This window comes from Pedobacter africanus (assembly GCF_040548825.1).
In the GTDB taxonomy this organism is placed as follows: domain Bacteria; phylum Bacteroidota; class Bacteroidia; order Sphingobacteriales; family Sphingobacteriaceae; genus Pedobacter; species Pedobacter africanus_A.
This window is the reverse complement of sequence record NZ_JBEPSL010000001.1, coordinates 2,042,140-2,054,600: the sequence shown is the minus strand read 5'-3', so window position 1 is coordinate 2,054,600 and position 12,461 is coordinate 2,042,140. Positions and strand designations below refer to the sequence as shown.

Genomic DNA, 12,461 nt, shown 5'->3' with positions numbered 1-12,461 from the left:
TCAAATTTATGAATTTTTATTTACTAAACTCCATTGACTGGCGTAGAATTATGAAGATCACACTGAGTCAGCTGATCATAGCTTTAGTACTTACCGGCATGTCTTATGCCGAGAATATTAAAGCACAGGCCCTGTTAAACCGGCCTGTGAAATTTAAGATCGATAATTCGACCTTAGGTCAAACCCTGCGGCAAATTGAAAGGTTTGCCCATGTGAAATTTGTATATAGCCGCAACATCATAGAATCAGATCAGGAAGTATCTGTAGTAGCGAATGATGAGCGGTTGGAAAGTATACTGAATAAGCTGCTCAAACCTATAGGTATTGCCTACGAGGTGATCAACGACAGGATTATCCTGAGCAAAGCAACAGCTCCGGCAATACCGGCAATCGGCAGTGCCGGGCAGCAAACGGTAATTAAAGGTCAGGTTACGGCCGCCGACGGGCAACCTATTCCTGGCGTAAGCATCAAATTTAAAGGGACTGAGGGGGGGACCACCACGGATACGAACGGAAAATACAGCATTACCATACCGGCTGCTGATGGGGTACTGGTTTTTTCCTATATGGGCTTTAATACGAAAGAAGTGATCATCAACGGACGTCAAACCATCAACGTACAGCTGGAAGAGCAGTCTAAAGACCTTTCGGAGGTAGTGGTGGTAGGTTATGGTACGATTAAGCGGACAGACCTTACCGGTGCCGTGGGTACCGTAAGTTCGGCCGACCTGAATAAAGCTACTTCTACCAATCTTGGGCAGGCTGTTCAGGGCCGGATGAGCGGTGTGCAGGTTACACAGACTTCCGGGCAGCCTGGTGCCGGTGCCGATATCAAGGTGCGCGGTGTCGGTTCCGTAAAATCGGGGAACAGTCCGCTTGTCCTGGTAGATGGTTTTGTGGGCAGTACGAACGACCTGGATGCTGATGATGTGGAATCCATTACTGTGTTAAAGGACGCTTCTGCGGCGGCAATTTATGGTTCCAGGGCCGCAAATGGCGTATTGCTGGTAACCACAAAGCGGGGTAAGGCAGGCAAAACCAATGTAGAGTTTAAATCGGAATATGGCTGGCAGTCGCTCACCAAACAACCCAATTATCTGAACGGACCAGACTGGGCCAGGCACCAGAACGAAGCCAGGATATATAATGGCAAATCGCCGTTCTGGATTGATGCCCAGGCCCCGGAAACCATTACGGAATGGACAGACTGGTCGGACTATGTATTCAGTACGGCACCTGTTCAGGACTATCATATTGGTGTAAATGGAGGCAATGAGAAAACAAAATTTGCTATTGGTCTGGGTTATATCAACCAGAAAGGTACCATTATAGGAACAGATTTTAAAAGGGCAAATGTGCGTATGAATTTCCAGCAGGAGCTAAGCAAGCGCATTCGTGTGGGTGCAAACATGAGTTATATCCGTTCTGGCTATGCTACTACCATTACTGCATTTTCATCCTCTCAACCGGCGGCGCTAAACGGAATTACCGCTGCGCCGCCTACTATTCCTGCTTATAACCCTGATGGATGGCCGGGAGCGCCGCGTCCGGGCTACCCTGGAGAGGCCTTTATTACCAATACCACCTGGAAAACGCCTTCTATTGCCAACAACATGCTGGATAATTATGCGCGTACCAACCGTACTTTCGGGAACCTGTTTGCCGAGGCCGACCTGATACCGGGTTTGAAGTACAAACTGGCGGTGAACGGATCGGTAACACAGAATTTTAATGAGGAGTGGACCGGAAAATGGGCCATTTATTCGCCTACAGACCTGGAACACCTTAATCCGCTTGCACAGGGTGCAACAGCCAGTCTGCGTAACGTATCCAGGGAAAGTTATGTGTGGGAGATACAGAATTTGCTGACCTACGATAAGGTTTTTGGCAAGCACAGTGTGAATGCCTTACTGGGTTTTTCAGCTGAAAAAGGCGATGGCTATCAGTTTGATGCCTCCAAAACAGATTTTCCTAATGAAGACCTGAGGGCTTTGGATGCCGGTAATACACTGGGGGCCATAAACGGTGGTTTTGTGAGCCCATATTCCCTGATCTCACAATTTGCAAGAATCAACTATTCGTACAACAGCAGGTATCTTTTCCAGGCCAATGTGCGCCGCGATGGTTCTTCGGTATTTGCACCAGGCAGACAGTATGGGGTATTCCCGTCCTTTTCTGCCGGGTGGAGGGTTTCTGAAGAGCCTTTCATGAAAAATGTAAAGGGCATCAGTAATTTAAAGATCCGTGGTAGCTGGGGGCGGCTTGGAAATGCAAACATCCCGGCTTACTCCTGGATCAGCACCATTGATGTACGTGGCGGTGCAGTGTTTGGCAATCCGCAGACCCGTCAGCCAGCTTATTATACCACGCAGATGGCCAATGAGCGGGTGAAATGGGAAACCACAACCTCTACCGACCTGGGGATCGAAATAGGGCTTTTTAAAGATCGCCTGACCTTTGAAGGGGATATTTACGACAAGCGTACCACAGATATGCTGCTGGATGCCACCATTCCTTTTACTGCAGGTTTTACATCTGGTCCGGTAGTGAACATTGGCGAAGTGCAGAACAAGGGCTGGGAAATGATGCTGAGGTATCAGGACACAAAGGGCGATTTTAGTTATGGCGCATCTGTTAACCTGTCGCACAACAAAAATAAGCTGATTGACCTGGGTGGGGTTAAGCCATTGATCAGTGGTCCGTTAAAGTCGGATGTTGGCCTGCCTTTGTATTCGTACTGGGGGTATGAAGCCGATGGCATCTGGAGGACTGCGGCAGAGGTAGCTGCAAACCCGCGCATGACGGGCGACCGTCCGGGTATGGTGAGGTTTAAAGACCGTACGGGTGACGGCCTGATTACAGAGGCTGATAAAACTGTGATCGGCAGCAATATTCCTAAATATGTTTACGGCTTTAACTTTGAGTTTGGCTGGAAAGGCCTGGACCTGTCTGTTTTATTGCAGGGAGAGAAAGACAAGGATATGCTGGTTGAATCTGTTTTTGGTGGAAATGGCGAGGGAGAGAATAACAATATCGACAAATATTACTGGGACAACAGGGCTATCCTGGATGCGAGTGGTAACGTAGTCAGCGGTACTACACCGGCTGCCGGCGCTGTAAAAGGAGATATGATATGGAGTAGTTTCCTGGTTCAGGATGCTTCGTACCTGAGGGTAAAGAATCTGCAGCTAGGCTATACTTTCCCTAAAAAGCTGATGGCACCGCTAAAGATAGAATCGCTGCGCTTGTATGTAAATGCTACCAATTTGGTTACCTGGACAGATTTTATTGGCTATGATCCGGAAATGAAGCCTTCGGAACCATCGGGTGTGGAGGCTTATTCGCGGGGAGGGGTAGATGCCTATCCGGTTGCAAAATCGATCACCATTGGTGCCCGTCTGGTTTTTTAATCATTTAATCGTAAAAGACATGAACAAATTTAAATATACAATAGCGCTGGTTGTTCTTTTTATGGCGATGAGCCAGCAGAGTTGCAAAAAGGGCTTTCTGGATTCTTATCCTAAGAACAGCCTTTCGGCCGAGACTTTCTATAAAACTGAAGCCGATTTTACCAATGCCGTGAACGGCATTTACGATGCATTGCAGGCCGACAGGGAACTCAGTTTTTTTCCTATGGCTGATATTGCTACGCCTTTTGCAGGTTTTGGGGAGAACCGTTTCGGACAATACGACAATGGTATTTTTGGTATCAATGCAGGCTGGACCATGGGCCAGACTTTATGGGCTGCCTGGTACAAAGTGGTTTTCAGGGCAAATGTGGTGCTCGACCGTATCGATGCCGATGGAGTAACCATGACGGCCAAGGCGCACGACCGCCTGAAAGGGGAAGCTTTGTTTTTGCGCTCACTGGCTTATTTTTACCTGACTTACCTGTACGGAGACGTGCCTCTGATCCTTAAAGAACAGAAATATGAGGAAGCGCTGGTTCCGCGTAATCCGAAAGCAGAGATTGTTGCCCGTTTAATTGCTGATCTTAAACAAGCCGAAATACTTTTGCCTTCAGTAACAGAATACCGCAATACCAAACCTTTGCTTGGCCGTGCCAGCAGGGGCGCGGCAAAATCCTTACTGGGTAAGATCTATGTATACGAGAAAAAATGGCCTGAGGCAGAAGCTAAATTAAATGAGGTGATCAATGTAGATAAGGATTACGACCTGGAGCCTAAATTCCTGGATCTTTTCTGGCCTTCGACCGAGAATGGTAAAGAATCGATATTTGAGATCCAGTACCATGGGGGTGTAAAGGAAGGAAATTCCTATGTGCGTTTTGCAGCGCCAAATACATTGTCGCAGATCTCTACGGCAGGTTTTGGTTATGTAACCCCGACAGAAAGCTATACCGATCTTTTTGAGACGACAACGGGTTATACCGTAAGCAGTACTTTTGTGAGCCGTACGGCATCAGGCCCTGCCTACAGGTTTAAATTTAACTACCAATCTGCCGATCCTGCATTTAACCAGGCACAACCTTATGCCAACCGCGATCCGCGACTGGCCTGGACCGTTTGGTACGAAAATACCCCTTATATCGCTGAATTTCAATCGCGCGCCGGACAAACCGGGGTAAAGTACCTGCAGGAATATTCGGGAGACAATGGCCACAATACGGTGAAATACATCATAGGTAAGCTGGACCTTACTGCTGGCGACAGTCCGGGCAACATGATCGTGATCCGCTATGCGGATGTCTTACTGTTGTATGCGGAGACATTGATTGAACTGAATAGGACAGCCGATGCAGCAGTTTACATCAATAAAGTAAGACAGCGCCCAAGTGTGCTGATGCCAACGCTGCAAACCTTGCAAACGGTAAGGGGAGAAACGATCATTTCCGATCAGGCAAAGATGCGTAAGTTTTTAAGGGAAGAACGTTACAGGGAACTCGCCTTCGAATGGGGGCATATGTATATGGACCAGATCAGGTGGGATGTATTTGCCGATGAGATGGTGAAATACTGGACCGCAAATAAGAATGGCGGTACAAACCCTGCCCTCGGAACTTTTGATAAGCGTCATTATCTATGGCCTATTCCGGCGGAGGAGCGTACCAGGAACCCTCAGCTGTCGCAGAACGACGGATACAATTAGTACAGAAGAGCTTGTTCAAATCGATGAACAAGCTCTTTTTATGATTTCAGTAAAGGGTTTGTTGAAAAAAATAAAGGGATATGATTAAATTTGCTGCATAATTATGAGCGAAGCACTTAAAAGAATACAGGACAATATTGAACCATTACGCCAGCAGATCATCAATCACAAAGTTTATGAGCTGATCAACAGCGTGGAAGACCTTAGGATTTTTATGGAATACCATGTGTATGCGGTGTGGGACTTTATGTCGATTTTAAAGGCTTTGCAGATTAACCTGACCTGCACTACCATTCCCTGGTTTCCGGTAGGGTCGGCCAACACAAGGTACCTCATCAACGAAATTGTGGCCGGGGAGGAATCAGATATAGATAGTACGGGGCAACGCAAAAGTCATTTTGAGATGTACCTGGATGCCATGGAGCAATGTGGTGCATCGACTGATGAAATAGGAAATTTCTTAACTGCGCTGAAAAACAAAGGCGATTTACATACAGCTTTTGAACTCGCCGGAAGTCCGGAACATGCACGTGATTTTGTAGACTTTACCTTTAAGATTATCCGGAGCAACCAGGCGCATTTGCAGGCAAGTACTTTTACTTTTGGCAGAGAAGACCTGATCCCGAATATGTTCCTGTCTATTGTAAACGACCTGAACCAGAAATTCCCTGAGCAACTGTCACTTTTTAAATATTATCTTGACCGCCACATAGAGGTGGACGGTGACCACCACAGCTATCTGGCCCTGGCCATGACTGCCGAACTTTGTGGCGACGATGCCGCCTGCTGGCAGGAAGCGGAGCAGGCCAGTATCACTGCACTTCAAAAAAGGATACACCTTTGGGACGGCGCTTATGAGGCCATTTTACGCCGTAATGCCGATTTGAAATAGCCCCGGTTTTACAGTTATCTTAGTGTAAAATTAGCTCGCTTTCAGGCCTGGATAACGCGTATTGAAAAAGGTTATGGTTAGATTTACCGGACTCAAAAACCATTAGTAATGATGACGATAATTGTAGCGACAGACTTTTCGGAAGTAGCGGAAAACGCAGTGGAATATGCGGCAGCTATAGCAAAACATAGCAATGCCAGGCTGATCCTTTTTAACTCATTTGAAATGCCGGTACATGCCGCCAATACACTTTTGCCTGCCTCCAGTATTCAGAAACTGCTGGGCGATAATGAAATCAGATTGATTGAAAGGGCGCTCGCGCTCTCTCTGGATTACGACATTGAGGTAGGTCATGAATCGGCTTTGTCGTTTGTTGAGGATGAGCTTAAAGCATTGTTGGTGAAATATGAGGCCAGTCTGGTGGTTTTGGGCATGCGTACAAAAAGCCTGGAGCAGGATCTTTGGGGCAATACCACTACTTCGGCCATTAAACAGCTGAAATTCCCTGTGCTGGCGGTACCCCTGGGCGCCAGATTTGAGGGTGCCAGGAAAGTATTGTTTGCCTGTGATGTGCTTAGCGGGGTATCTGAAAAGGTACTGGCACAAATTAAAGAACTGGCTTTAAGTCTGAATGCGGAAGTGGAGGTTTTTAGTGTAAATGAGGTGCTGGAAGAACTGAAGCCGGGAACTGGAAACCCACTGTCAACCAATGCAATAGATGATGCGTTGGAGGGGGTCAGTTATTACTATAAAAATGTGAAATCCTATGCCGTTATAGCTGAAATTGAAAAGGAAATAGAGATATTTGGAGCCGATATGCTGATCATGGTACCCAAGAAATATGGTTTCTGGGCCTCATTGGTACATCGGAGCAAAACAAGGATGATGGCCTCGGGATTGCATATTCCTTTGCTTTCTATCCCTATATAAAATATAAAACACCTGCTATGAAAAAAAACACAAAAGGCCTGATTGCGATGGCCGTACTATCGCCGCTGTTTACCATGGCACAAATGAACAATCCCTCACAAAAATCTGCAATGACTTATCCTGAAACCAAGAAAACAGCAATAACCGATAATTATTTTGGAACTGAAGTAGCCGATCCTTACCGCTGGCTGGAGGACGACCGCTCTGCAGAAACGAAAGCCTGGGTAGATGCGCAGAATGCGGTTACCCGTAAGTTTATAGATCAGATCCCTTACCGCAACCAGATCAAGGACAGGCTGACCCATCTGATGAATTACGAAAAATATTCACAGCCATTTAAGGAAGGTGCTTACACTTATTTTTATAAGAATACAGGGCTGCAAAACCAAAGTGTGCTTTACCGCCAGAAAGATGGTGCGGAGCCGGAAGTTTTTCTGGACCCCAATACTTTTTCAAAAGATGCAACCACAGCTATGGCCGGCATCAGTTTTAGTAAAGATGGCAGTTTACTTGCTTACCAGCTTTCAGAAGGCGGATCGGACTGGACCAAAGTGGTGGTTTTAAAAGCATCAGACAAAACTGTAGTTGGTCAGACACTTATAGATGTAAAGTTTTCGGGTATTGCCTGGAAAGGGAACGAAGGCTTTTATTACAGCAGCTATGATAAACCAAAAGATGGCAGCCAGCTTTCGGGCATGACCGATCAGCATAAATTGTACTACCATAAACTGGGTACTCCCCAGACGGCCGATCAGTTGATTTTTGGCGGAAGCAAAACGCCCAGACGTTATGTAGGGGCGGGGCTAACCGAAGACGAGCGGTACCTGGTCATCACCGCTGCAAATTCTACATCCGGAAATGAATTGTACATCCAGGACCTGTCGGTAACCAATGCACCGATCGTTAACGTGGTAGATAACTTTGAAAAAGACCACAGTGTCATCAGTAATAAAGGCAGCAAACTCTATATTTATACCAATCTGGAGGCACCAAATGGCCGTATTGTAACTGTTGATGCCGCAAATCCGAAACCTGCAAACTGGAAGGTGCTGATTGCAGAGACAGCTAATGTATTGCAGCCCGGCACAGGTGCTGGAAAACTGTTTGCCAATTACCTGAAAGATGCAGTTTCTATGGTATTGCAGTACGACATGAACGGAAAACTGGAACATCAGGTCAGCCTGCCCGGGATTGGTACAGCAAGTGGTTTTTCTGGTAAAGAAAAGGATGCAACACTTTATTATACCTTCACTTCCTATGTTTACCCGGCTACCATTTTTAAGTATACCGTAGCAAGCGGGAAATCGGAAGTATATAAAAAATCAGGGGTGGATTTTGATCCTGCTGCGTATGAATCCAAACAGGTTTTTTATACCTCGAAGGATGGCACAAAGGTGCCTATGCTCATCACCTATAAAAAGGGTATAGTGCTGAATGGTAAGAACCCAACGGTGTTGTATGGTTACGGCGGCTTTAATGTGAGCTTAACCCCTGCATTCAGTACGGCGAATATTGTATTGATGGATCAGGGCGGGGTATATGCAGTAGCCAATTTGCGGGGAGGAGGAGAGTATGGAGAGCAATGGCATGTTGCCGGAACAAAGCTGCAGAAGCAGAACGTGTTTGATGATTTTATCGCAGCGGCAGACTATCTGATTGCCAATAAATATACTTCCAGTGACTACCTGGCCAGTATGGGCGGTTCTAACGGAGGGCTATTGGTTGGTGCTACGATGGCGCAGCGCCCTGATTTGTTCAAAGTGGCCTTTCCGGCGGTGGGTGTAATGGATATGCTGCGTTACCATAAGTTTACTGCAGGCGCGGGCTGGAGCTTTGATTATGGTACAGCTGCAGATTCGAAGGAGATGTTTGAATATTTATACAAATATTCACCCGTACATGCTTTAAAGCCAGGAGTAAAATACCCTGCGACCTTGGTTACTACGGCCGATCATGACGATAGGGTAGTACCAGCACATTCGTTTAAATTTGCGGCTACCTTACAAAAAGATCAGGCTGGGGATGCACCGGTTCTGATCAGCATTCAGACCAATGCAGGGCATGGTGCAGGTAAGCCTACAGACAAGGCGATTGAGGAAATTGCCGATCGCTGGGCTTTTATGTTTTACAATATGGGACTGAAATACCGCAATTAAGGATCAGGGCTTCATTTATTTGGATTTTACCCTGCTGATGAAACGTGGAACATCCTTTTCATTGGCAGAATAAAGTTCCAGCTTTTTGTCTTTTCCATACAGGTACATGGAAGGATATTGCTGGGGATGGAACAGCGGAATAAAAATACGGTTGCGGTCCTGCAGCACCATAACATTTTTCATGGTTTTAAGCGGCTTGCCGAAATTGTCCATAAAATAGTTAATGGAACGGTATTCATCCTGCGAAACGAGGTAAAAATTGGCACCCTCCAGTTCCTTGCTCCGTTTTGAAAAATTAGATATCACTTTCTGACAGTGTTCGCAGGTAGCATCGAACAGCATGATGAAGGATTTTGTACCTTTCGGAATCTGTTCTGTGGAAAATACAGAACCATCGGCACGGTAAAAGCCGGCTAAAGGCATATCAGTCCCAACAATGGGTACTGCTGGTGCCTGAGCAAAAACAACTGTTGAAAATAAACTCAGGATGAAGGCAAAAAATAGTCGTTTCATAATCTGTTTTGAAATTGCTAATATCTGATTCTATTTGAAAAATATGGTCACACAAGTCAAAATTAAAGCGTTTGTTACAGAAAAACCAAAATACAAGGCAACAAAATGCACTTTTATTTGTTAGTTCAATAGCGTAAATCAATTTTTATGAAACAACAATTATTATTAGCACTTGGACTGCTATTCTCGGCCGCGAGCCATCCACAGGATATTGCCGTGAAAGATGTGCCTGCAGCCGTAATGACTTCATTTAATAAGGCTTTTCCTAAGGCGGTACACGTAGAATGGGAAATGAAAGGCAATTTGTATAATGCGGAGTTTGACCTGGGTAGAAGAGACCATGAAGTATGGTTGAACAGCAAGGGTGCCATTGTAAAACATAAGGAAGAGATCAGGGGCCGGGAACTTCCGGAAGCTGTTTCAAGAACCATAAAACAAAATTACAAAGGTTACTGGATTGATGATGCAGACAGGTATGAGGAGGGCAAGCAGTTCTTTTACAAAGTAGAACTGAAAACCCTTACTGCCGAGAAGAACCTGGTGCTTGACCGAAACGGTAGGATTGTAAATAAAGTGTTATAAGGACGGTTTGGGAAAGTGGAGTTCAAATGTGCTTCCCTTTTGTACTTCTGAATTTACATTAATGGTGATGCCGTGGTATAAAGCAATGCTTTTTACGATGGAAAGACCCAGTCCGTAGCCAACATTCTGGCCCAGGTTGGCCTTTCTGAAACGGTCGAAAATGAAAGGAAGTTCTTCTGGCGGGATTCCGATTCCGGTGTCTTTTATGGTTATGGTGTAATGGCCCTTGCCGGATTCTTCGTCGCTGATGCTGATACTTCCATTGTTTACATTGTATTTGATGGCATTATTGATCAGGTTATAAAACAACTGGAATAGGAGATCGTGGTTTACACCTTTTATCGTCTTGCTTGCTTTCAGGTTAATGTTGATGCTGAGTTTTTTTTCTTCCAGCCGGTGACTGATTTCATCGGCTACTTCGTTTAACAGCTGTACGGGTTGAATGTTGTCTGATTTGACAAACTGTTCATTCTCTATCCGGGAAATAAGCAGCAGGGAACCGGAGATCTTTTTTAACCGGTCGAGTGTTTTCATCATGTCAGCAATTTTCATGACGGCATCGTCGTTGAGCTGCTCATCGCCCATCATATTTTCCAGCTTATTTTGCAGGATACTGATGGGGGTCATGAGTTCATGCGAAGCATTGGCGGTAAATTCACGCTCCTTTTCGAAGGCTTCATTGATCTGTTCCATGAGCAGGATCAATGACTCATCAAGGTATTTAAAATCCTGCGTAGAGGTAGGTACTTTGCTGGGCTGGTCTTTAAAAGGAAATTTCCTGTTGATCAGTTTGGATTTGATGATTTTACCAAGCGGGCGGATGAGCACACGCGTGAAAAACAGGTCGAACAGCAGGCTGAGCACAATAAGTCCCATCAGGACGTACAATGCAATGCGCTGTAAAGGCTTGCTGTATTGATTGATGCTACTGGTGGTTTTGCCGATTTCGAGCAGGTAGTTTTTATGCTCAAAATTAAAGGTATGCATCAGGATGCGGTAATTGAGGGTATCGCGCTCAACCACACGCCGGGCTGTTTTTATGGTGTCTATCCTGCTGTTGGCAGCTGCGGGTTCGAGGGCAATGTATTCTTCCTTCAGCATGGTGTAACTGCCGTAATTGTTGTCGCCCTGCAGGTAATAATCTATTCCGTTTTTATGAATGATCCTGATGACTTTGTCTTGCTGTGTGCGTAAAGAATAGGTAATGTATTGTGAGACAATTTCATTGACCAGGAAGGGCAGGGAGATAATAAAAAGTAATACTATGGCCAGTTTTGAGCCGGTGATGAAGAGGATCAGTTTGGACGACAGTTTCATTTATTTTTTTATTCTGTAGCCAACCCCGCGTACCGTCTCCAGAAAATCTGTAGCTGCCCAGGCATTGAGCTTTTTTCTGATGTTCTTGATGTGCGCATCTATATAATTGGAATCGTAGTCATCATCGGCAAAGGTGCCCCAGATGTGTTCACTCAGCTGCATCCTGGTAAGTACCCTGTTGCTGTGCAGGAAGAGGTAGCTCAGGATATCGAATTCTTTTCTTGACAATTCAATCTGGTTTTGTTCAAACAGGATGAGCCTTTTCTGAAGATCTATTTTAAAATCGCCTAAAGGCAGTAATTCTTCTTTTACATTAAATTTTCGCCTGGCTATGGCCTGCATTCTCGATTGCAGTTCCAGGAGCGAGAATGGTTTGGGCAGGTAATCGTCGGCCCCAAGGTCGAGCCCTGTAATGCGGTCTTCGAGGTTTCCTCTTGCGGTAAGGATGATGTAAGCTGCATCGGGATTATATTTTTTTGCTTTGGGCAACAAGGTAAGGCCGTCGCCATCGGGTAGCCCAAGATCGAGCAGTATGAAATCGTAACTGTTCATTTCCATCTTTTCGAGCCCGTCTTTGATGTTATGGGCCAGGTCGCAGATATAAAAAGCTTTTTTCAGAAAATCCCTCATCTCATAGGCCATGGTTTTTTCATCTTCAACAATCAGCACTTTCATTAGTCATTCCTTCTTTTATTGTCCTTAGGCTTTTCTCTCTTATCGGATTTTACTTCTTCTGGCTTGCCTTGTTTTCTTGACTGTGGGACTTCTTTGACCTCTTCTTTTCGGCCTTCTTTACCTTTTTCCTGTTTTTTGCCTCGTCTATCCTGCCAGTTGTTTTCTATTGAAAATGAAGGTGTTGCGTGTTTGTTGCCGGCAAAGGTGCCAGATGGAAGCCAGGCGAGGAGGGTGGCAACAGTAAATAAATATAAAAGACGAAGCGTGCTCATGTTGTAAATATAAAG

Annotated in this window: 10 protein-coding genes; 6 read left to right on the top strand and 4 right to left on the bottom strand. The window is 45.5% G+C overall.

What is annotated here, in order from left to right:
* Nucleotides 1–8: 8 nt before the first annotated feature.
* From ABIE26_RS08515 to ABIE26_RS08495, 5 genes are all read left to right on the top strand, one after another.
* The gene (locus ABIE26_RS08515) at nucleotides 9–3,410 is read left to right on the top strand and encodes a SusC/RagA family TonB-linked outer membrane protein (RefSeq protein WP_310137950.1); all 3,402 of its coding nucleotides are present in this window, start codon (nucleotides 9–11) and stop codon (nucleotides 3,408–3,410) included.
* 19 nt (nucleotides 3,411–3,429) lie between these two features.
* Nucleotides 3,430–5,109: a RagB/SusD family nutrient uptake outer membrane protein gene (locus ABIE26_RS08510; protein ID WP_310137953.1), complete on the top strand. Its 1,680-nt coding sequence runs from the start codon at nucleotides 3,430–3,432 to the stop codon at nucleotides 5,107–5,109.
* Between the two features lie 103 nt (nucleotides 5,110–5,212).
* Nucleotides 5,213–6,001: a DUF3050 domain-containing protein gene (locus ABIE26_RS08505; protein ID WP_310137956.1), complete on the top strand. Its 789-nt coding sequence runs from the start codon at nucleotides 5,213–5,215 to the stop codon at nucleotides 5,999–6,001.
* 108 nt (nucleotides 6,002–6,109) lie between these two features.
* Nucleotides 6,110–6,931: a universal stress protein gene (locus ABIE26_RS08500; RefSeq protein ID WP_310137959.1), complete on the top strand. Its 822-nt coding sequence runs from the start codon at nucleotides 6,110–6,112 to the stop codon at nucleotides 6,929–6,931.
* Between the two features lie 17 nt (nucleotides 6,932–6,948).
* The gene (locus ABIE26_RS08495) at nucleotides 6,949–9,087 is read left to right on the top strand and encodes a prolyl oligopeptidase family serine peptidase (RefSeq protein ID WP_310137962.1); all 2,139 of its coding nucleotides are present in this window, start codon (nucleotides 6,949–6,951) and stop codon (nucleotides 9,085–9,087) included.
* A gap of 15 nt (nucleotides 9,088–9,102) precedes the next feature.
* Here ABIE26_RS08495 and ABIE26_RS08490 read toward each other — a convergent pair whose 3' ends face one another.
* A complete protein-coding gene (locus ABIE26_RS08490) occupies nucleotides 9,103–9,600 on the bottom strand; it encodes a hypothetical protein (RefSeq protein WP_310137964.1) in 498 nt (165 codons plus the stop codon).
* A 147-nt stretch (nucleotides 9,601–9,747) separates the two neighbouring features.
* On the opposite strand from ABIE26_RS08490, the gene ABIE26_RS08485 reads away from it, so the two are divergent.
* On the top strand, nucleotides 9,748–10,182 hold the full coding sequence (locus ABIE26_RS08485) for a PepSY-like domain-containing protein (RefSeq protein ID WP_310137965.1): 435 nt from the start codon (nucleotides 9,748–9,750) through the stop codon (nucleotides 10,180–10,182).
* Here ABIE26_RS08485 and ABIE26_RS08480 read toward each other — a convergent pair.
* The 3 genes from ABIE26_RS08480 to ABIE26_RS08470 are packed head-to-tail and all read right to left on the bottom strand — an operon-like array spanning nucleotide 10,177 to nucleotide 12,446.
* Nucleotides 10,177–11,499 (bottom strand): sensor histidine kinase, encoded by a 1,323-nt coding sequence (locus ABIE26_RS08480; RefSeq protein WP_310137969.1) that lies wholly within the window; start codon nucleotides 11,497–11,499, stop codon nucleotides 10,177–10,179. The genes ABIE26_RS08485 and ABIE26_RS08480 overlap by 6 nt on opposite strands.
* Nucleotides 11,500–12,174: a response regulator transcription factor gene (locus ABIE26_RS08475; protein WP_310137972.1), complete on the bottom strand. Its 675-nt coding sequence runs from the start codon at nucleotides 12,172–12,174 to the stop codon at nucleotides 11,500–11,502. It abuts the gene before it with no gap.
* The gene (locus ABIE26_RS08470; protein ID WP_310137973.1) at nucleotides 12,174–12,446 is read right to left on the bottom strand and encodes a hypothetical protein; all 273 of its coding nucleotides are present in this window, start codon (nucleotides 12,444–12,446) and stop codon (nucleotides 12,174–12,176) included. Before ABIE26_RS08470 ends, ABIE26_RS08475 begins: the two co-directional genes overlap by 1 nt.
* Nucleotides 12,447–12,461 lie beyond the last annotated feature (15 nt).

What these genes read in the sequence shown, in the direction of transcription:
- ABIE26_RS08515 (WP_310137950.1), top strand. Translation starts at nt 9, where the DNA reads ATGAATTTTTATTTACTAAACTCCATTGACTGGCGTAGAATTATGAAG.
- ABIE26_RS08510 (WP_310137953.1), top strand. Translation starts at nt 3,430, where the DNA reads ATGAACAAATTTAAATATACAATAGCGCTGGTTGTTCTTTTTATGGCG.
- ABIE26_RS08505 (WP_310137956.1), top strand. Translation starts at nt 5,213, where the DNA reads ATGAGCGAAGCACTTAAAAGAATACAGGACAATATTGAACCATTACGC.
- ABIE26_RS08500 (WP_310137959.1), top strand. Translation starts at nt 6,110, where the DNA reads ATGATGACGATAATTGTAGCGACAGACTTTTCGGAAGTAGCGGAAAAC.
- ABIE26_RS08495 (WP_310137962.1), top strand. Translation starts at nt 6,949, where the DNA reads ATGAAAAAAAACACAAAAGGCCTGATTGCGATGGCCGTACTATCGCCG.
- ABIE26_RS08490 (WP_310137964.1), bottom strand. Translation starts at nt 9,600, where the DNA reads ATGAAACGACTATTTTTTGCCTTCATCCTGAGTTTATTTTCAACAGTT.
- ABIE26_RS08485 (WP_310137965.1), top strand. Translation starts at nt 9,748, where the DNA reads ATGAAACAACAATTATTATTAGCACTTGGACTGCTATTCTCGGCCGCG.
- ABIE26_RS08480 (WP_310137969.1), bottom strand. Translation starts at nt 11,499, where the DNA reads ATGAAACTGTCGTCCAAACTGATCCTCTTCATCACCGGCTCAAAACTG.
- ABIE26_RS08475 (WP_310137972.1), bottom strand. Translation starts at nt 12,174, where the DNA reads ATGAAAGTGCTGATTGTTGAAGATGAAAAAACCATGGCCTATGAGATG.
- ABIE26_RS08470 (WP_310137973.1), bottom strand. Translation starts at nt 12,446, where the DNA reads ATGAGCACGCTTCGTCTTTTATATTTATTTACTGTTGCCACCCTCCTC.